The following is a 19,706-nucleotide window of genomic DNA, read 5'->3' as shown; positions in this document are numbered from 1 at the left end:
TTTATTAAGCAAACGCAGAATAAAGTAGGAGAACCTGATGACGCCGATAAATTTTGATACTTTTATTGATCGTAGCGACACTGCCAGCCAAAAATGGGAGCGATACCGAGATACTGAAATTCTTCCTATGTGGGTTGCTGACACTGACTTCATGGCCCCACCTAGCGTCATCCAAGCGCTGCAAAAACGCGTTGAGCATGGTGTATTTGGTTATACCAATACACCAGCAGAACTCAATCAGCTGGTCATTGATAGAATGCAATCGCTTTACCAATGGAAGATCAAAACAGACTGGTTAGTATGGTTACCCGGCCTTGTCTGTGGGTTAAATTTAGCATGCAGAGCGGTTGGTGATACTGGTGACCATATTATTTCCCCTCAGCCGATCTACCCACCGTTTGTTTCAGCACCGCATCTATCAAAACGCAAAGTCATTCAGGTACCCATGACACAGGAAGGCGAGCGTTTTATTCTTGATTTCGCCGCACTAGAAAAGTCTATTACACCCGACACGCATATGATTCTTTTCTGCAACCCTCACAACCCAGGTGGTAGCGTATACAGAGAAGAGGAGTTACTACAGCTAACTGCAATCGCAAAAAAACACCAGCTCACCATTTGTTCTGACGAGATCCATTGCGACCTAATTCTTGAACCCGGTTTACAGCACACCCCTCTGGCTTCGCTGAATTCAGACAGTGCCTCACGCACCATTACCCTCATGGCACCAAGCAAAACTTACAACATTGCCGGCTTGGGTTGCTCGTTTGCTATTATTCCTGATGAGCAGCTGCGTAAAAAATTTATCAATGTAAGAAAAGGTATTGTGCCTGACGTTAACCTACTCGGTTATACCGCCGCTATTGGCGCCTATCAAGCCGGTGATGACTGGAATCAAAAGCAGCTACGTTATTTGAGAGAAAATAGGGATTATCTAATACGAGAGATAAACCAAATCCCCGGCTTAAAACTGAACCCCATTGAAGCCACATACTTAGCGTGGATAGATATATCAGCAGCAAAACTAGAAAACCCTGCACGCTTTTTTGAAGAAGCTGGAATCGGCATGTCACCAGGGCGCGATTTTGGTGATGCTAACTATATGCGACTTAATTTTGGTTGCCCAAAGCCTTTATTAGAAGAAGCCGTTAAACGCATAAAAAACGCATTACTTAACCACCTACCGGCATAGCAGAGACCCGCTTTAAACCTCAACAGGCTTAAAGCGGATTCTAAATATTTCTATCAAGCATTTCTGAATGCAAAAGGTATAACCTCTTTAATATGTGAGACCTGTAAGGCGAGCATAACCAGCCTATCCACACCTAGCGCAACGCCAGCACAATCAGGCAAACCATAATCAAGTGCTGCGACCAAACGCTGCTCCAATGGCCGTTGAGGCAACGCTAATGATTGCCTTGTCAGCTGATCAGCATCTAATCGACGTTGCTGCTCTTTAGGGTCAGTGAGCTCGTGGTAACCATTTGCCAGCTCCATACCCCCAACAAATAACTCAAAGCGGGCAGCCACTAATTCACCTGTTGAATTTTCTTTAATTCGCGCCAATGCTGATTGGCTCGAAGGGTAATCCGTAACAAAAACGGGCTCATCTTTTAACAAAGGCTCAACCACGTGTGACATCAATAAATTCAACCACGCATCACGGTCTTCCAAGCCCATATCCACTTCTACGTGCTGACGCATCACGGCTGCTAGTTCTGCAGTACTCGTCTTTAGCAGGTCAATACCCAGCTTTTCTAAAAAAATAGAATTGTATGTACAGCGTCGAATAGGCCCAACACCCAACACCAAACGCACTAAGCGCTCAACATCATCCATTAACTCATTATCATCAAGTCCTAGACGATACCATTCCAACATAGTGAACTCAGGATTATGAAAGCGTCCCTCTTCACCATTTCGGAACACTTTACCCATTTGATAAATTGAACCGCTGCCCGCCGCCAAAAGGCGCTTCATGGCATATTCGGGTGACGTTTGCAGATAGCAGATTTCTGCCTTTGCTTCAGGATAACTGCGAAAGCTCACTTCCAACGAGTCAATAAAAGGATCGCTTACCGCGCACTGAGACAAAACGGCTGCATCAACTTCAATTACCTGTCGCTCAGCAAAATACTGGCGAATCAACGCTAATACAGCGGCTCTTTTGTGTAGGTTTTCAATACACGCCGTCGGCTTCCAGTCAGACATTTACATCACACCATTGACTAGCAAAAACATCAGAAACAAAAACGGCAGCCGAAGCTGCCGTTTTAACTGCATTTCAAAACTACGCACGGCTAACGTAATCGCCAGTACGTGTATCAATTTTTAAAATATCGCCCTGCTCAATAAACAATGGAACACGAACGGATGCACCCGTACTCAATTTAGCTGGCTTAGAGCCTCCCTGAGCAGTGTCACCTTTTAAACCTGGATCAGTTTCAACAACTTCGAGTTCAACAAAATTAGCTGTTGTAATCGCGATTGGGTTATCGTTCCAGAGTGTGACCATGCAGGTGTCATTTTCTTTGAGCCATTTAGCAGCATCACCTACCGCTGTTTCATCAGCAGCGTATTGCTCAAAAGTAACCGGCACCATGAAATGATACAACTCACCGTCGTTATAGAGATATTCCATATCGCGGTCCATAACGTCTGCGCCTTCAACGCTTTCGTTAGATTTAAAAGTACGTTCCCAAACACGACCGGTTAACAAATTACGCATTTTTACACGAGTAAACGCTTGGCCTTTACCCGGTTTTACAAACTCTACATCCTGCATCGCACATGGATCACCTTCAAGCATAACTTTCAGGCCGTTTTTTAACTGGTTCGCGGAATATCCCATAATTTTCTCTAATTAATAATTAAGCTAAAATAATTTCACTAAAAAATAGTCGAGCTAAAAAAGGTTTTCACACCAAAATTGACACCTATTCTACTTGAAAGGAGAATGCGATCAAAATTGAATTATCTCAGGCTCCAGTCATCATGAACCATATTACACCTATTTTCATCGAAACCGACTGGCAAACCCTGCTACGACAGTCTATTTGTAACCTTGATGAACTTTTAGATAAAGTTGAATTAGACTCAGAATCACTGCCCGCTTGCTCTCACGCAGCCAAAGACTTTGCTATTAGAGTTCCAAAGCCTTACTTAAATCGTATCGAAAAAGGCAACCCTAACGATCCACTTCTACTACAAGTGCTACCTCAATCAGCAGAAATGGAACGCTACCCTGGCTACTCAAATGACCCATTGGAAGAACTCGATACCAACCCAGCCCCTGGGCTAATCCACAAGTATAAAGGCCGAGTACTTCTTATTCTTAGCGGAGCCTGCGCCATTAATTGTCGGTATTGCTTTAGACGACACTTTCCTTACCAAGAAAACCAACTAGGTAGCCAGCAATGGCAACAAGTATTGCAATACTTGCAGAATAACCGAAACATTACTGAAGTTATCTTCTCAGGTGGCGACCCGTTAGCCACTCCGGATAAACGTTTAAGCAGCATGATTCATGATCTGGAGGCTATCACGCATATAAAACGGCTCAGAATCCATAGCCGCCTCCCCGTGGTCATTCCTCAACGTGTTACCGACACTCTCTGCCAAACATTAGCATCTTCTCGCCTTAATACTGTCTGTGTTTTGCATATTAATCATGCCAATGAGGTAGACGCTCAGGTAACCGGCAGCATTGCTAAATTACAAGCAGCCCAGGTGACCGTGCTAAATCAGTCTGTGCTTTTAAAAGGCATTAATGATTCGGTTGATTGCTTGAAGAACCTCAGTGAAACACTCTTTACGTGCGGAGTTCTTCCTTATTACCTTTTTGTTCTCGACCCTGTACACGGAGCCGCACACTTTGACATTAGCGATAACGATGCCATTGCTTTAATGAAAGAGCTACAAACTGAGCTTCCTGGTTATCTTGTCCCTAAGCTTGCACGAGAGATACCCGGTCGCCCGTCAAAAACATTGCTTTCTTTGAGCTGAACTATGGGTAGTCAAAAAAATTTAATCAGCTACCCTTAAGCTAACTCGTGTATAAAGGGAACCACACCTGAACAATGAGTGTCTACTGCTCTAATATTGCCATTAGCTATCGTCACAGGACTTATCAATGCAGCTCATCAAACGATCATTTATTCTTATTACGCTCGCCTTACTGGTCGCTTGTAGCACTGAGAAAGAGATAGTTAAGGTACCAGAACCTGTTCCAATTTACGTACCAGAACCCTTGATCACACTTGAGCTTGCCGAACCTGTCCAAAAGAAAAAACGCGGCTCAATAGGTGCCAATATCCACTTCACCAATTCTTCATCCGGCACTTACCAATACATACTTTTTCGTGCCACCGCTTATGACAAAGATGGCAATATTGTACGCGCTCGAAAAAGCCGAGATCATAGTGCCTACTTACGCGTTTCCGGCCCCGTTCACCCCGGCGAATACAGTAAAGGTAACTCATGGAAAAACACGTGGAGTCGAGCAAAAATCGATTGTATCGATGTTGATCATGTAGAAATTATATTTAGTGATGGCAGTGTTGAAATTGCGCAAGGTGATAGGCTAACGAAACTCACTAGCGGAGCATGTGTTCAATAAACAAGCTCATTCAGGGTTCTTTCTTATAAATACTTAACGCACGTAAGAAAGCACCCTGGCCTCAAGCCCCCACACCTAAGCACACATCACACTAACGCTTCTCTTATCACTCACCAACACTCTTAAAATCAGGCGCCCTTGCCTGAATTCCCCTTACGATAAAATCGATTTTAACGCACACCGCAATACCTATCAAAACGCCCCTCTATCCAGTACAATGATCGGTCTTTTTGCAAACGATAGAACAAGGTGCGTAATGGCGAAAAAGCTATTTATTAAAACTCATGGCTGTCAAATGAACGAGTATGATTCTGCCCGTATGTCAGACCTACTTGGTGAAAGTCATAAGTTGGAGTTAACCGATAGCCTGGATGATGCCGATGTCCTGTTATTAAATACTTGTTCTATTAGGGAAAAAGCGCAAGAAAAGGTTTTTCATCAGCTGGGACGCTGGCGTAAATTAAAGGACAAGCGCCCAGATCTAATTATTGGCGTAGGCGGCTGCGTAGCTAGCCAAGAAGGTGACAACATCCTTAAACGCGCGCCTTATGTTGATATGATTTTCGGCCCGCAAACACTACACCGCCTGCCAGAAATGATCGACCTAACCAACCAGGGAAAAAAAGGTATCGTTGATATCAGCTTCCCTGAGATTGAAAAATTCGACGTTTTACCCGCTCCCAAAGCCGAAGGCGCTGAAGCATTTGTCTCTGTAATGGAAGGCTGTAGCAAATACTGTTCATTCTGCGTTGTTCCCTATACACGTGGAGAAGAAGTTAGCCGCCCAATAGATGACGTTATCACCGAGTGCGTTGAGTTAGCCGAACAAGGCGTCAGAGAAGTAAATCTATTAGGCCAGAACGTAAATGCCTACCGTGGTGATACACATGATGGCGACACAGCAGATTTAGCTGAGTTGATTCGTAATGTTGCGGCAGTTGATGGGATAGATCGTATCCGTTTTACTACTTCACACCCCGTCGAGTTTACAGACAATTTAATTCAAGTTTTTGCTGACGTACCGGAGCTGGTTAACCATCTTCACTTACCTGTACAGTCTGGTTCTGACCGCATTCTGATGGCAATGAAGCGTGGACATACCGTATTAGAATACAAATCAAAAATCCGCCGACTGATGAAAATACGTCCAGAGCTAACCATGTCCTCTGATTTCATCATCGGCTTTCCGGGTGAGACCGAAGCAGACTTTGAAGCAACCATGAACCTCATCCAAGAAATCGGGTTTGATAACTCATTTAGCTTCGTCTACAGCAGACGCCCAGGAACACCTGCATCTGATTTGCCTGATACCGTGTCTGAAGAAACCAAAAAAGAGCATTTGCAGATTTTGCAAACACGTATTATCCAGCAAACAATGCAGATTAGCCGTCGAATGATCGGTTCGACGCAACGCATTCTGGTTAACCGTTACTCCAGAAAAGACCCTGGGCTTTTATCAGGACGCACCGAAAACAACCGTGTTGTTAATTTTAAGTGCGATAATCCAAATCTGATAGGGCATTTTGCGGATGTGCGCATCCTTGATGCTTATCAGAACTCCTTGCTTGGTGAGCTTGTTAGCTCTGAGCTCGACTAAACCCATTGCGGATTGAAAAACGCCAGTATGACAACACAAACAACTAAAGACGTTAAATTTTTACTAACGCCTTTTCATGCAGATGCCCTTGCCAATCTATGCGGCAAACTTAATGAACATCTGAAGCTATTGGAATCGCGCCTAAATGTCACGATTCATAACCGTAGTAATGATTTCCAAGTTTCGGGAAAAAGCCAGCAAGCGCAACTCGCTGGTGAAATGATTAAGCAACTTTATCAAGACTCAATCGATGGGACTGATATCACGCCTGAGTTGATCCACTTGCTACTACAACAGTCAGGCGTGGAGCAACGCGTTAGCAATGGTAACAAGCAGCTAAAGGGCGATATCAGCATTCGCACGCGTAAAGCTCTCATCAGGCCACGCGGCCCTAACCAGCAAAACTATCTACGTTCTATTTTGCAGCACGATATCAATTTTGGTATTGGGCCTGCGGGAACCGGAAAAACTTACTTAGCAGTTGCCTGCGCGGTGCAAGCATTAGAGCAAGAAGAGATAGAGCGTATTCTACTTGTGCGCCCTGCTGTTGAAGCTGGCGAGAAGCTCGGCTTTTTACCTGGCGACTTATCACAAAAGGTTGACCCTTACCTGCGCCCTCTTTACGACGCCTTGTATGAGATGCTTGGCTTTGAAAAAGTCGACAAGCTTCTTGAGCGCAACATCATAGAAGTTGCCCCCCTAGCCTACATGCGCGGCCGCACACTCAATGGCGCCTTTGTTATTTTGGATGAAAGCCAAAATACCACACGCGAACAAATGAAAATGTTCCTCACTCGCATCGGCTTTGGCACAACAGCGGTTATCACCGGCGACATTACTCAGGTCGATCTACCTAAAGGCACGCCTTCAGGCCTCAAACATGCAATCCATGTATTGGGCGGTGTTAAAGACATTGGATTCACTCACTTTTCATCTAAAGATGTAGTGCGTCACCCATTGGTTCAGCACATTGTTGAAGCTTATGAGCGCTTTGACCTAGAACAAGAACAGAGCAAAGGCAGCACATCATGAACTACGATGTGGATATCCAAAGAGAAGTCGACAACACCAATCTAGAACTACCTTCTGATGAAGATTTTCAACACTGGGTCACTTTAGCCCTTACCGGCAGAAAATCACGCGGCGAGATCTGCATCCGTTTAGTGGAGCCGACAGAAAGCCAACAGTTGAACAACGACTATCGCGGTAAAGATGCCCCCACTAATGTGCTTTCTTTCCCTTTCGATGGGCCTGAAGGCATTCCTATGGATTTACTGGGCGATCTTGCCATTTGTGCCGATATCGTTACAAAAGAAGCACAAGAACAAAATAAACCGGTGCGCAACCATTGGGCACATATGGTAATACATGGAACCTTGCATCTTATTGGTTTCGACCATATAAATGACAGTGATGCTGAACAGATGGAAACTCTGGAAATAGCACTACTAGCATCCATCAATATACCTGACCCTTATCAGCAAGGAGTGTGAGAAATTAGTTATGAGTGAAGATCGATCGGGACAACCACGAAGTTGGTTCGGGCGTTTTGCCCAGGCATTTTCTGATGAGCCCAAAACACGTGATGAAGTATTAACCATTTTACGTGATGCAGCAGAAGAAAGTGTACTGGACCAAGAGGCCCTCAGCATCATTGAAGGCGCTATTCAAGTTGCCGAGATGCAAGTTCGAGATGTTATGATCCCACGCTCCCAAATGGTTGTGGTAGACGCAGAACTAACACCTAAAGAATTTCTTCCCCTTATCATTTCCAGTGCCCACTCTCGCTTTCCTGTTATCGGAGAGTCTCCTGATGAAGTCATCGGCGTCTTATTAGCAAAAGATCTTTTACCTTTAATTATTGATGATGGCCAAGAAGAGTTCGACATTTACAACAAACTACGCAAAGCTACCTTCATTCCAGAAAGCAAGCGACTCAACATTCTACTGAAAGAGTTTCGCGCTAATCGCAATCATATGGCTATTGTGATTGATGAATATGGCGGCATAGCAGGCCTTGTAACTATCGAAGATGTCCTAGAACAGATCGTCGGTGAAATCGAAGATGAGCACGATGTCGACGAGGATGAAGGCAATATCCGCTTATTTGACGACAACGCTTATATTGTTAAGGCTTTGACTGAAATTGAAGACTTCAACGAGTATTTCAACACCAGCTTTCCTGATGATGAGTTCGATACCATTGGCGGCATTGTTACACATCGCTTTGGCCACCTACCGCGTAAAGACGAAGAAGTCTCGATACAAGACTTCACCTTCAAGGTATTGTCTTCAGACAACCGTCGCATCCGACTGTTACAGGTAATACGCAAATAATAAAGTGTCATTAAGCATGCTAAAGTCTTTAACAAAATATCGCGCCTTGATCGCTCTTATCTGCGGCGCTCTAACACCGCTAGCGTTTTCACCTTTTGATTTTTGGGGATTGGTTCTTATCACCCCCGGAATCTTATTCCTACTGCTTCAAAACCTTACGCCAAAAAAATCAGCATGGGTTAGCTGGTGCTTTGGCACCGGCTTTTTCGGCACAGGCATCTCTTGGGTATATGTCAGCATTCATACTTACGGCAATGCCCCTGTCTGGCTTGCTTCACTCATGACACTGGCATTTGCAATGGGGCTAGCGCTTACTTTTGCTCTGCAAGGCTGGTGTTATGCAAAATGGCTATCAAAATCCACTCTCTCCGGTGCAGGCTTTATTGGCTTGTGGGTTATTTTTGAATGGATTCGCAGCTGGTTTCTTACCGGCTTCCCATGGTTGTATTTAGGTTATGCCCTGATAGATTCACCGCTTAAATTTTGGGCTCCTATAGGCGGCGTTTGGCTGCTCTCATTTACGGTACTATGCATATCAATTGCCACAGCATCACTGCTTACCACACGCCACGCCTCACAACGCATCGCACTCGCTGTTATCATCACACTACCTTGCTTAGGCTTTTTTCTCCCTAAAGAGTGGACGCAAGCAAGCGGACACATTCAAGAGATAGATATAGTTCAAGCCAATATTCCTCAACAACTTAAATGGAATAAAAATTACCTACCTGAGTTCCTCAACATCTATGGCCAGATGACCCTTGAAAAAACCCAAGCACCACTAATCATTTGGCCCGAGACAGCAATCCCTGCTCTGCTGTCATCAGCAAAACCCTACCTGTCCGACCTGCTAACTCAACTAGAGCAAGATAACCGTTCACTTATCAGCGGCTTACCTTCTATCGAGAGAGACACTGAACACCCTAACGGCTACCGCGCTCATAACAGCCTGGCATTATTGACTGGAAAAACAGATATATATCACAAGCAGCGACTGGTTCCTTTTGGGGAGTACGTACCAGTGGAAAACTACTTACGCGGCTTAATCGAGTTTTTCAATTTACCTATGTCGAGCTTTAGCTTGCCCGCACAACAACAAACAACACTTAAACTTGGCTCAAGCAAGATTGCTGCGGCCATCTGTTATGAAATAGCCTACCCAGAACTTGTCAGAAAACTATCTATAGACAGTGATTGGATTCTTACTGTCTCCAACGACACTTGGTTCAGCCACTCCTTAGCACCGGCTCAACATATGCAGATAGCACGTATGCGTGCATTAGAAAATGGCCGGTGGTTAGTTAGAAGCACCAACAATGGGCTAACCGCAATTGTCGACCCTTATGGTGATATAACGGCACAAGCACCGGCTTATCAGCCAGCTGTATTAAAAGGAAGCGTTGAGAAAAGAAGCGGAGCAACCCCCTATCAAAAGTACGGTGTCACTCCTGTTTTGCTGTTCAGCTTATTGCTGATAGCGGTGTGCTTTACTCGTCGGCAAAAAGGAAGTTTCTGATTAGCTCTTTACCACCCTCGGTAGCAAAGGACTCAGGATGGAACTGAATTCCCGTGATAGGGTATTCACGGTGACGTACTGCCATCACTTCGAACTCTCCTCCTTGATGAACTTTTGCATAATCATCAAACTCATCTGCCGTTAAATCACCCACAATAGAGGTCAATTCCAAGCATTCAGGAAAGCTCTCTGCTTCAGCCATCAAAGAATGATAACGCATCACCTCAAGCTGATCAGGAATGCCACGAAATATTCCTTGGCCATTATGTGTAATAGGGCTCACTTTACCGTGCATAGGCACATGCGCTTTAACTACCTTGCCACCAAACTGATGCACAATCCCCTGCATTCCCAAACACACACCAAGTAAAGGCGTAGTTTTACCGAACTGTGATATTACCTGTGCACACACACCAAAATAGTGCTCATCATCTGGTGATCCTGGGCCTGGTGAAATAATAATGCGATCGGGATTAGCCGCTTGGATCTCTGCTAACGTAATCTGATCATTACGCTTAACAACAATCTCAAAATTATCCAGTACACCTTTGGATTTCTCAGATGCCAGGATCTCACCAATAAACTGATATAGGTTATACGTGAAGGAGTCATAATTATCGATAATGTAAACTTTCATGCTCACGCCCCCTCCTTAATAAACTGATCTAAGACTTTTTTAGTACCGGCAAACTTGCGACGAATCTCTTCATACTCATCTTCAGGGTTGGAGTCATACACATTTCCACCGCAGGTTTGTACATAAGCTTTATCACCATTAGCAAATACCGTACGAATAGGAATTGCAAAGGCACAATCTCCATTAAAGGAGAAGTGCCCAACGGCTCCACCATAGGGGCCACGACCATCTGATTCAAGATCGTCAATTACTTTCATCGCTTCAATTTTTGGTGCTCCGGTTAGCGTACCTGCCGGAAAATTACTTGCAAGCGCCGAGAACATATCGTGCTCTTCTGCAATGATGCCAACAATCTCACTGGAAATATGCTGCACATGGCTAAAGCGCTTAATATCCATCAAACTACGTACTTTCACGGTTCCAAACTGCGCTACTCGACCAATATCATTACGGTGCAAATCCACAATCATATTGTGCTCTGCAATTTCTTTTGGGTCGTTTAATAAAACACGTGCTAATGCGCGATCTTCATCTTCGGTTGATCCACGTTTGGCTGTGCCCGCTAGCGGGAAGGTTTCCATCTCTCCCTGTCGCAAACGAAATAGCAACTCAGGGCTAGCCCCAATCAACTTTTGCTCACCAAACTTAACGTAGTACATTTGCGGTGATGGGTTCACCTCACGCAATTGCTCATAAATATTGATGGTGTCACCTTCCAGCTTAAAGCGCTTCTTAAAGCCAACTTCTGTCTGGAAAATTTTACCGTCAATAATATCCTGCTTAACTTTCATGACAGCTGAGGCGTGCTCTGCTTGCGTCATCGTTTCCCCCATTGGGGTAATTTCCAACTCGCCGTTGCCAACATATTCTTGTGCAATCAATGACTCAACTAGGTCCAAGCGGCTATCCGTGTAATAGAAATAGATCACTTCACCGGTCATTTTATCGAGTATCAAGCCATCTTTATAAAGACCAAACTTAAACGCCTCAAACATATCACTGCGCTGTAGGTTAAGTGTTGGCTCAAAGTAGTTCATGCTGTCATAACCGATGTAACCGGTCAGACCACCTGCGTACTTTCGAGATAGAACATCTTGTGGCACGAGTTCACGTAACAAATAATACGGATTATCACTTTGGTACTGTGCGCACTGGCCATCACGTTCCTGAATGAAAAGTGTTTTTTCTTCTGCCCAGATGATTTTTTCCGGATCAAAACCAATGATCGAATGGCGAGAAATAAAGCTATCTTCACCTAACGATTCCAACATAAAACAAGTCTCAAATTGCTTTTCGATTTTCTTAAATAGATCAAAAAAATCGCAGTCAGAAGCAATCGTTACATAATGCGGTTTTCTAGACAGATCGATACGATCAGGTTTACGAGAAGTCATTGTATTTAACCTTATTCACTAGCATTCATTCTAATCGGCTTTAAGCGCACGCGACCCACGCGTCACAGTCGCAATGCCCACACCCAGCGTTTCAGCAATTTGGCGTTGCGGTACACCTTGTCTCAACATCTTAAAAATCTGTAAACGCTTCGTGACTTCACTAAATTCAGCTGGGGTTAGTAGCGCACATAACGCCTGTTCCATCTCATCTGGTGTTTTTAATACCAGTAGATGCTCCATTAACTCAAGAGTATATTGCTTATCTGTATTCATGTACTAGTATGCTAGTGCAATTTAAATAATTGTCAATACATATCACTCTAGAGCAACAAGTATCCCCAACATTTTTAGATAATAAAACACCCACTAACCTTATAAGGTTTCGTTTTAATGGCGGGTTATTGCTGAATAATTCCTAATAGCTCTGAAAACACCGACCAACAGAAACAAAAAAGCCAGCACAGTAAACCATGTTTTCAACTGCGTGAAAGCACTGCAAATATTAACAAGTTCATGAGAGACATTCGGGTATGCGCTGATCATTTGCATAATGCCTATATTTTCTAGGTAATCAAAAAACCCACCTAAAAACGGAATCACCGTAAAGTAAAATACCTTAGAGCCAGGCGCATAGCCTTTGCCAAAAACCCACATAAGAAGCAACGCACTCGATATTGCCAAAAGCCCCGGGAAAATAAAATCTACAGGTAGTTGAAGGTGTAGATATACATATCGTCCCTGCTCACCTAACGTTGCGAGCAGTGAAACAGCGTACTCATACGAATACCCCGTAAACGATAGATCAAATAAAGTTTTTTCGGGTACAAAGTGCTCAACTGCTGGGAGTGAATATAGCCACATAACTGAAAAGGTAGCCATTGTGGCTACCCATAAAAGTAATACAACCTTCCCTGAAGCATTCATCCTCAGCAGATTAACTAACCTTTGCATATAACATCCTTATTTTAGATAGCAAAGCAAACTAAGCATCCATTATTAACTCTCACACAAGAAAGCTAATGTTAGGCATGAAAAGGTAGTCTTTTAGTGAAGCGTGTATCCGTCTTCTGCTATTAGCTTTCGGGCTTTCTCCAGATCAAGCGCCTCAATAGGCTCAGCCAGATAATAAGGCAGAGCGACAGGGTTCTCGCTCAACTTAATAAGCTTACCCTCTTGGAGTCTCTCAACCACCGAATGTACCGTCTCTTCAAGATTAGCAGGCGCTGAAGAGTAACGACTGCTTACGTAATCCAGCAATTCCTGAATTGAATGCGCGCCATCCGCTAACGAAACCACAAGGCCAAGCCACTCATCTAAGGGAGTAACATTATCTGGTTGGTTAATATCAACCAAACCAATTTCATTATTTTTTCGGGTATAAATAGCTGTACGGTAAAAGTAATGTAAATTATTCAAAATCAGCACCCATCTATTCTTTTAGCATTAACATTGAAGGGCTAAATTACTCAGCCGCGACAACAACCGGCTTGTCTACGGGTAACGCTCCACTATCAGTAATTTGCACTTCCTGTTGAGGCGTATTACTTCTATCGGTTTTTAATTTTTCAACCTTTTTTAGCACGTCTATGCCGTCTAGCACTTTCCCAAAAACCGTGTGGCGCCCATCTAGCCAAGGAGTTTTAGCGAACGTGATGAAAAACTGTGACCCGTTTGTGTCTGGACCTGAATTTGCCATAGATAACCATCCAGCGCCAAGATGCTTCAACTTAAAGTTCTCGTCGGGAAATTTTTCTCCATAGATCGACTTTCCTCCGGTCCCATTGCCGTTGGTAAAGTCACCACCTTGCATCATAAACCCAGAAATAACTCGATGAAACTTGGAACCTTTATAACCAAACCCTTTCTCGTGAGTAGACAAGGCATAAAAGTTATTCGCCGTTTTAGGTACGGCATCACCAAACAAACCAATGACAATACGCCCCTCAGACTTTCCGCCAATAGAGATATCCATAAAGACTTTCTTCGTGACCAGCAAGTCAGTAGCTGCATGTAATGGAGATAAACCAATAACAAACAAGAAAACAAATATAATCGCTTTTTTCATTTTTACTCTTCTATTATTTAAAAACACAAATTGAAACTCTTCGATTAATCTAAAACAATTAACTCTTAGCTTTGCTACTCAAGTATATCATTCAGGTTGATACTTTCACTTTCGCTTATGCACGCCCCAACAGTCTGAAGTTCCAATTTTCCACTTCATTTTTTTCAAGGCGCTGTACTACCTTATCCATCCAACTCGCTGATAGTTTGCATTGCTGTTTTAATGTTAGCAGTCCATCTTTATTCAATGGGTCGCCAAAGAAAACTTCACACACTTCACGTATTGTCATCGCATTTGGCTCTCGGCCCACCAGCACTAACGGCTGCTTTACACTCACGACACCAGGCTGAATAACTCGATATAGCCAACCACAGCGTCTTAGTGCCTGCATATCAACAGAAAAGTCCTCAATATCCCAGCGTTTATTAAGCTTAAAACAAGGTGAGCGAGGTTGGCTAACCTCAATGATAGCCTCACCCCATTGATAACGATCCCCCAAGCAGACGGTATCTTCTGTCATACCTGTACAACTGAGGTTTTCTCCCATACCTGGTGCCTGCCATTTATGATCAGAACCATACTTCTTTCGCCAGAAAGCATAGTGCTCCAAAGGATACTGATGCAAAGCCCGCTCAGCCCCACCGTGGTGGTGCTGATCAGCACACTGATCACTTTCAAGCCCTGTAATAGAGAGGTAAAGGTCTGTGTTAACTGCTGATTTATCAATCGCAGTTTCAAGGCCATAATGCTGCGCCACTTGGCCACAATAAACTTTATCGAGGTAGTTTTGATTGCTCATATAATCCTTATAACCTGAGTAGGTCGTATCAAAATCTACACCAACCCGGTAGCCAACGTCCACATTACACAGCTACGCCAAGTATAGAATTTAACTGACGAGGCTAAAGGTTTTATAAAAGAGTTACAGGCACCGAGCTATCATCATTATTATTAGATGTTAACTAACAACAATTCACAAGCTTTCCTCATAAAGGAAGCGTCTAATTATTCAACAGCTAAACAGAAATATAGCGCAGGTAGGAAAGTAAAATTAACTTGCGTCAACTTTATTTAAATAAATATAAAGCTGGAAAATAACTGGATAGCTCGCTGATTAAAATACCTTCCTGCCCCCTGCCTATACTGCACCGCTGAACCATTTCAGATATCTGTACCGTTAATCTTTTTCGCATCTGTACATATATAAAAAAAACACGCGGCCGATACAAGAGCTAAGTAGAAACTATGGCGGTAATTCGGACGACTGAAACTACAAGGATGGAACCATGAAACTCACCTCTACTGTTCTGACGAATATCAAAACGGTACAACTTAGCTCCCGGCCCGAAAACACCGCGCTGAAGCAACTCAAAAGTAATCTGCAGGAAGATAACAAAAGCCTGGAAAAACAGCAGAATGTACCTGATACACAACGAACTGAATCGTTTCAAAAGACAGATCAGTCCGCACCTATAAAGCAATACATCATCATTGGCGACGAGTTAAATAAACGCATCGAAAATGCCTTAAACCGGGTTAGCGATGAGCAGCGTCAGTCGTTAATTAATACCGAAATAATTTTGGATGAGCGCTTTCTTGCGCTGGCAGAGTCGCTAGGCGACACAGGTCTAAGTCACTTAGCCAGCAGTATTGATAAATTACAAACACCAGCAACCGTTAACCAGGCACCCGATTATGGAATGGCAACATCCCGGCTGGCTAAAGAATTCATCTATGACCTAACCGCTTTATCTGCGAGTACGCAGCTAAGAGTGCTGGAACAAGCCGCCACTTATGCAGAACAGGTCAGCAGCAGGCCTGCTGATATTACTTATACTGCCAATGCCATTTTACCCCATACTCAGCCTTCGCCTTCGGCTAATAATCTCTACAACTTCGTCAGCGCCATTCATAAAACCGATGACCCGGATACCATGCTGGACTCCCTGAAGGCATTCACGGACACACAACAAGATACCCTGCTGCTGATTTTCGGCTCCGATAATCAGTTAGGTCAGGATGTTGTCAGTGGCCTGGCAGATCGTTCAGAACAAGCGACTGATTCCTTTTTAAATTATCTCGGTGGATTAACGGAGCAGGCACGCCCGGGGTTCGAACGAGGCTTTAGCCCCTGGGCAAATTTTCAAGAACCTGGTCAGGCGAATATCGATTGGGATAATGAAATGCCTTGGGTACTCAAGGACATGCTTAACACTACCATGAGCTTTATTTCTGAGTATCAGTTCAGTGATGAACAGCTATCCGCAATGACCGATAAACTTAGTTATATGGATGCAACCCACCAGCGCAGCTATCTTGAAATTACTCAGGTAGGCCTTGAGACGCTGGTCAAAGATGAAGCAGAAAGCCTCGAACTGAAAGATAATCCACAGATCATCGAAACGCTTGACCAGTTACGCGACAACCATCAAACCCGCGAAGGAATCTCTCTGAGCCGGTTAGGTGATAACACCGGTGACCCGAAAGCACTCTATGAAGTCAAAGATGACTACCAGAGTAAATGGGATCAGGAAAGCATGATCCGCCTGATGGTGACAGACGCCTGGCTGAATCAGGATGACATCAGCCGCAGCACAAAGCTGAACACCACTTTCTCTGAGTTAAACGCTGAACAGCGCGACCAGTTAGTGCAGGACATCAACCAGCTGAACATTGGAGCAGCCCCTCTGGCGCTGCAGGACTCAGATGAACAAAGCCTGCAGTTTACAAGATTCCTGACTCGCACGAACAGCCTTGCACACACGAATAACCCTGCAGCGTTACTACAGGCAGAGGCAACTCAGCCCGAGGAACAGAAAGAAAAACTCTGGCTGGCCACTGAACTTGCCGGCGATCAGGTTGACGCATTGGTTGGTGTACTGCTAACTAACAGTGAAGCAGTAGGCACTCAATTACTGGAAAACCTGGCCAGCAACGCAACTGATGTAAAAGCGGGCGAAATGGGATCATTTCAAGCCCGCACGCAATTGATAGAAACTTTAAGTTTTTTCAGTGAAGCACGCGCTGAAAAGGATAAAATCGAATACCTGCAACACGTCGTGAACTAAAAGACCGAGGCAGAATTTTAGATCTTCAGTCCTGATCCTCAAAGATGTTAACTAACAACAATTTACAAGGTTTACTCATAAAGGATGCGGCTAGTTATTCAACAGCCAAACTGAAATATAGAGCAGGTAGGGAAGGACAACTAATGACAGGCTTCGCCCCACAAATGGAGAATCACACGCGCCTAAACAGACGCAATACACCATTAAATAGGACAAAACCTTAAAGCAGTTAGACCTTAAAAGCATCAATCGAGTTATTGAGATCCCGCGCAATGCCTGCCAACCCTTGTGCTAATTGCTTATTCTGTTCAGATCTATCAAACGTATTTTTTGCCAGGTCATGTATTTCAACAATGCTGACGTTAATCGTTTCTGCAACAGCAGATTGCTCTTTCGCAGCGGTGGCGATATGGCTATTCATATCCTGAATAGTAACTGCTTCAGCGCCTATTACCGAAAGCGCCTGATTTGCTTCTGAGGATTTAGCGCCAGTAATCTCTGCAGCTGATGCATTTTGCTCCATAAGCTTCACCGCATTCATTGCTGCTGACTGAAGGTTATCGATCATATTTTGAATTTCACTGGTGCTTGTTTTGGTTTTGTTAGCTAAACCACGAATTTCATCTGCAACTACAGCAAAACCCCGACCAGCATCACCGGCTCGTGCCGCCTCAATAGCAGCATTCAAAGCCAGTAGGTTAGTTTGTTCAGAAATACTGTTAATCACATCAAGAATACTGCCGACGCGGTTAGTTTCACTATCCAGCTGAAGAATAACTTCTTGTACATTCGTAATACCGGTAACCAACTGAGCAATATTGCCATTCATCTCACCAACCATTTCACTGCCATTAGTGGCAGAAACCTGAGCCTGACTCGCAGAATCAGCAGCATTTTGAGCACTGCGGGTCACATCATCCACCGTCATGGTCATCTCATTCATAGCAGCAGCAGTTTGTTCTAACTGCTCCATTTGTGAACGGGAGCTATGATTTACTTGGCCAGCAGATAACATCATTTCTTGAGAAGAATCATTCAATTGTGCCGTAGTGTTATTAATGGTCGATACCGTATGCCGAAGATTAGTAATCATTGCCAACACCTGAGCATAGACACCTGTTTCATTCCCCTTAGCCTCAGAAACATCACTCAAATCACCTTTGGCAACTCTGCGCACTAATGCCTCAATAACCCGCGGCTCACCTCCAATAGGAAGGTACATCAAGCGATGTATAAAGTAATAAACAACAGCCAAAGATAAACAGATAAAGATCAACGCAAGTATGCTAGCCAACATAAGATTTTTATTCGAAGCCAATAAAATTTGATCCCATGACTCCCACGCCCAAACAGTCCAACCGAATTCAGCTACCTGCGAAGACACCACAAAATACTCCTTACCCTCGAATACATAACTATGCTCGCTGCTCTGCGAATCCTTAAAAGATTGATAACTTGGGCGCTGCTCATACAAATTAGCACCTATATAATCGGGATATTTTGCTGCCAAAATAAACCCATCAGCCCTACTCACAAACAACTGATTATTCTCATCCAAGCTTTCAATAAAGTCAGTGATTGTATTCAGCGATAAATTGATAGATAAGACGCCCACTACAGTGCCATTACGTGTGATAGGCACCGCAACAGCCATAACTAAATTGCCCGAAGCACTTTTATAAGGCGTCGTAATGATTTTCCTCTCACCAGCCAATGCTCGTAAATACCACTCGCGTTGTTTTTTCTTAGCATTAAAATTAGGAATTAAGCCATTCTTATTGATTGCATAGGTCCTCCCATCCCGCAAACCAACATAGGCATTCAGTACTTTGAATTGGCTTTTAAGTGAGCTCAACTGCGGTAACAGCACTTCTACAGTTACTTCTCCTGACGTGCTGATTTCTACTTCATCTGCGGTTAGCTCTAGCGCATCAAACATACGATTCATCTTTTCGCCAATCGCCCTAGAAATCAAAAACGACTGATTCTGCAACTTCTGTTCATAGCTATGAACCGATGCTGTTTTAAAGTGATAAAACCCGACAACAGATATGCTTACTATCGCCAAAGCGAACAACATACCAACATAGATTAGCAACTTTGCTTTAGCACTCATCAAACAGCCTCCCAGAAAATACAGCTTTGAGAATAGACTACGAAACCACAAAATATCAAACACAAAACTCAAAAAAAGAAACCAAAAGTCTCACAAAACAAAGTAATAGGAATTAAATAATTTGTGTTTTAAGTATTATTTTCCACAAAGAAACCGACTAACACCTTGCAAGCATTACGCTGAAGCAGGCTAGAGCAATCTATTGACGGAGTTATAACGAATGGATGCATAAAAAAACGAAACTACTTAACCTTATACAGAATAAGACCAAGACAAGAGCTACATCAAAGCACAACAATCACTAAACCTTGTGCTATTTCACAAAAACCTCCCTGATAAGAAACACTCAAAAGGTGAT

At 43.7% G+C, this 19,706-nt stretch carries 19 protein-coding genes; 9 read left to right on the top strand and 10 right to left on the bottom strand.

Translation table 11 applies throughout. The features are described from left to right. Positions 1–37 precede the first annotated feature (37 nt). Positions 38–1,192, top strand: coding sequence for a MalY/PatB family protein (locus G511_RS0101670; protein WP_028468069.1), 1,155 nt, complete (start codon positions 38–40; stop codon positions 1,190–1,192). Between the two features lie 53 nt (positions 1,193–1,245). On the opposite strand, the gene epmA is transcribed toward G511_RS0101670, so the two are convergent. Then, complete coding sequence (gene epmA, locus G511_RS0101665) at positions 1,246–2,211, bottom strand: EF-P lysine aminoacylase EpmA (protein WP_028468068.1); 966 nt, start codon at positions 2,209–2,211, stop codon at positions 1,246–1,248. 79 nt (positions 2,212–2,290) lie between these two features. Then, positions 2,291–2,851, bottom strand: coding sequence for an elongation factor P (gene efp, locus G511_RS0101660; protein WP_028468067.1), 561 nt, complete (start codon positions 2,849–2,851; stop codon positions 2,291–2,293). Between the two features lie 143 nt (positions 2,852–2,994). Here efp and epmB point away from each other — a divergent pair, with 143 nt between their 5' ends. From epmB to lnt, 7 genes are all read left to right on the top strand, one after another. Continuing rightward, positions 2,995–4,005 carry an EF-P beta-lysylation protein EpmB gene (gene epmB / locus G511_RS0101655; protein ID WP_028468066.1) on the top strand — a complete coding sequence of 337 codons (1,011 nt, stop codon included), beginning with the start codon at positions 2,995–2,997 and terminating at the stop codon, positions 4,003–4,005. Positions 4,006–4,132: 127 nt separating this feature from the next. Then, positions 4,133–4,618 carry a hypothetical protein gene (locus G511_RS0101650; RefSeq protein WP_028468065.1) on the top strand — a complete coding sequence of 162 codons (486 nt, stop codon included), beginning with the start codon at positions 4,133–4,135 and terminating at the stop codon, positions 4,616–4,618. Positions 4,619–4,874: 256 nt separating this feature from the next. Further along, on the top strand, positions 4,875–6,215 hold the full coding sequence (miaB, locus tag G511_RS0101645) for a tRNA (N6-isopentenyl adenosine(37)-C2)-methylthiotransferase MiaB (protein WP_028468064.1): 1,341 nt from the start codon (positions 4,875–4,877) through the stop codon (positions 6,213–6,215). Positions 6,216–6,242: 27 nt separating this feature from the next. Then, positions 6,243–7,247 (top strand): PhoH family protein, encoded by a 1,005-nt coding sequence (locus tag G511_RS0101640; RefSeq protein WP_028468063.1) that lies wholly within the window; start codon positions 6,243–6,245, stop codon positions 7,245–7,247. Next, on the top strand, positions 7,244–7,708 hold the full coding sequence (ybeY, locus tag G511_RS0101635; RefSeq protein WP_028468062.1) for an rRNA maturation RNase YbeY: 465 nt from the start codon (positions 7,244–7,246) through the stop codon (positions 7,706–7,708). The genes G511_RS0101640 and ybeY overlap by 4 nt, the downstream gene beginning before the upstream one ends. Positions 7,709–7,718: 10 nt before the next feature. Beyond that, complete coding sequence (locus tag G511_RS0101630) at positions 7,719–8,552, top strand: CorC family transporter (protein ID WP_028468061.1); 834 nt, start codon at positions 7,719–7,721, stop codon at positions 8,550–8,552. Positions 8,553–8,568: 16 nt separating this feature from the next. Beyond that, positions 8,569–10,068: an apolipoprotein N-acyltransferase gene (gene lnt, locus G511_RS0101625; protein WP_028468060.1), complete on the top strand. Its 1,500-nt coding sequence runs from the start codon at positions 8,569–8,571 to the stop codon at positions 10,066–10,068. Here the strand turns inward: lnt and G511_RS0101620 are convergent. The 7 genes from G511_RS0101620 to G511_RS0101590 form a co-directional block, all read right to left on the bottom strand. Further along, the gene (locus G511_RS0101620; protein ID WP_028468059.1) at positions 10,040–10,705 is read right to left on the bottom strand and encodes an anthranilate synthase component II; all 666 of its coding nucleotides are present in this window, start codon (positions 10,703–10,705) and stop codon (positions 10,040–10,042) included. The genes lnt and G511_RS0101620 overlap by 29 nt on opposite strands. Before the next feature lie 2 nt (positions 10,706–10,707). Continuing rightward, the gene (locus tag G511_RS0101615; protein ID WP_028468058.1) at positions 10,708–12,099 is read right to left on the bottom strand and encodes an anthranilate synthase component I family protein; all 1,392 of its coding nucleotides are present in this window, start codon (positions 12,097–12,099) and stop codon (positions 10,708–10,710) included. 30 nt (positions 12,100–12,129) lie between these two features. Continuing rightward, complete coding sequence (locus G511_RS0101610; protein WP_028468057.1) at positions 12,130–12,372, bottom strand: Trp family transcriptional regulator; 243 nt, start codon at positions 12,370–12,372, stop codon at positions 12,130–12,132. A gap of 114 nt (positions 12,373–12,486) precedes the next feature. Continuing rightward, entirely contained in the window at positions 12,487–13,050 is a 564-nt protein-coding gene (locus tag G511_RS0101605) for a hypothetical protein (RefSeq protein WP_028468056.1), read from the bottom strand. 93 nt (positions 13,051–13,143) lie between these two features. Further along, positions 13,144–13,515, bottom strand: coding sequence for a hypothetical protein (locus G511_RS0101600; RefSeq protein WP_028468055.1), 372 nt, complete (start codon positions 13,513–13,515; stop codon positions 13,144–13,146). Between the two features lie 46 nt (positions 13,516–13,561). Then, the gene (locus G511_RS0101595) at positions 13,562–14,164 is read right to left on the bottom strand and encodes a peptidylprolyl isomerase (RefSeq protein WP_084628971.1); all 603 of its coding nucleotides are present in this window, start codon (positions 14,162–14,164) and stop codon (positions 13,562–13,564) included. Positions 14,165–14,279: 115 nt separating this feature from the next. Next, complete coding sequence (locus tag G511_RS0101590; protein ID WP_028468053.1) at positions 14,280–14,963, bottom strand: MOSC domain-containing protein; 684 nt, start codon at positions 14,961–14,963, stop codon at positions 14,280–14,282. Positions 14,964–15,450: 487 nt separating this feature from the next. Here G511_RS0101590 and G511_RS0101585 point away from each other — a divergent pair, with 487 nt between their 5' ends. After that, on the top strand, positions 15,451–17,232 hold the full coding sequence (locus G511_RS0101585) for a hypothetical protein (RefSeq protein ID WP_028468052.1): 1,782 nt from the start codon (positions 15,451–15,453) through the stop codon (positions 17,230–17,232). Positions 17,233–17,461: 229 nt separating this feature from the next. Here the strand turns inward: G511_RS0101585 and G511_RS0101580 are convergent, their stop codons facing one another. Beyond that, positions 17,462–19,348, bottom strand: a complete 1,887-nt coding sequence (locus G511_RS0101580) for a methyl-accepting chemotaxis protein (protein WP_028468051.1) — start codon at positions 19,346–19,348, stop codon at positions 17,462–17,464. Positions 19,349–19,706: the final 358 nt, after the last annotated feature.

Source organism: Neptunomonas japonica DSM 18939 (genome assembly GCF_000422765.1).
Lineage (GTDB): Bacteria > Pseudomonadota > Gammaproteobacteria > Pseudomonadales > Balneatricaceae > Neptunomonas > Neptunomonas japonica.
This window is presented reverse-complemented; position numbering and strand designations above follow the sequence as displayed.

Bases quoted from the DNA above. Each gene is read 5' to 3' on its own strand.
- G511_RS0101670 (WP_028468069.1), top strand. From the start codon at position 38: ATGACGCCGATAAATTTTGATACTTTTATTGATCGTAGCGACACTGCC.
- G511_RS0101630 (WP_028468061.1), top strand. From the start codon at position 7,719: ATGAGTGAAGATCGATCGGGACAACCACGAAGTTGGTTCGGGCGTTTT.
- G511_RS0101580 (WP_028468051.1), bottom strand. From the start codon at position 19,348: ATGAGTGCTAAAGCAAAGTTGCTAATCTATGTTGGTATGTTGTTCGCT.
- G511_RS0101640 (WP_028468063.1), top strand. From the start codon at position 6,243: ATGACAACACAAACAACTAAAGACGTTAAATTTTTACTAACGCCTTTT.
- G511_RS0101590 (WP_028468053.1), bottom strand. From the start codon at position 14,963: ATGAGCAATCAAAACTACCTCGATAAAGTTTATTGTGGCCAAGTGGCG.
- ybeY (WP_028468062.1), top strand. From the start codon at position 7,244: ATGAACTACGATGTGGATATCCAAAGAGAAGTCGACAACACCAATCTA.
- G511_RS0101605 (WP_028468056.1), bottom strand. From the start codon at position 13,050: ATGCAAAGGTTAGTTAATCTGCTGAGGATGAATGCTTCAGGGAAGGTT.
- lnt (WP_028468060.1), top strand. From the start codon at position 8,569: ATGCTAAAGTCTTTAACAAAATATCGCGCCTTGATCGCTCTTATCTGC.
- epmB (WP_028468066.1), top strand. From the start codon at position 2,995: ATGAACCATATTACACCTATTTTCATCGAAACCGACTGGCAAACCCTG.
- miaB (WP_028468064.1), top strand. From the start codon at position 4,875: ATGGCGAAAAAGCTATTTATTAAAACTCATGGCTGTCAAATGAACGAG.
- G511_RS0101615 (WP_028468058.1), bottom strand. From the start codon at position 12,099: ATGACTTCTCGTAAACCTGATCGTATCGATCTGTCTAGAAAACCGCAT.
- epmA (WP_028468068.1), bottom strand. From the start codon at position 2,211: ATGTCTGACTGGAAGCCGACGGCGTGTATTGAAAACCTACACAAAAGA.
- G511_RS0101595 (WP_084628971.1), bottom strand. From the start codon at position 14,164: ATGAAAAAAGCGATTATATTTGTTTTCTTGTTTGTTATTGGTTTATCT.
- efp (WP_028468067.1), bottom strand. From the start codon at position 2,851: ATGGGATATTCCGCGAACCAGTTAAAAAACGGCCTGAAAGTTATGCTT.
- G511_RS0101585 (WP_028468052.1), top strand. From the start codon at position 15,451: ATGAAACTCACCTCTACTGTTCTGACGAATATCAAAACGGTACAACTT.
- G511_RS0101620 (WP_028468059.1), bottom strand. From the start codon at position 10,705: ATGAAAGTTTACATTATCGATAATTATGACTCCTTCACGTATAACCTA.
- G511_RS0101650 (WP_028468065.1), top strand. From the start codon at position 4,133: ATGCAGCTCATCAAACGATCATTTATTCTTATTACGCTCGCCTTACTG.
- G511_RS0101610 (WP_028468057.1), bottom strand. From the start codon at position 12,372: ATGAATACAGATAAGCAATATACTCTTGAGTTAATGGAGCATCTACTG.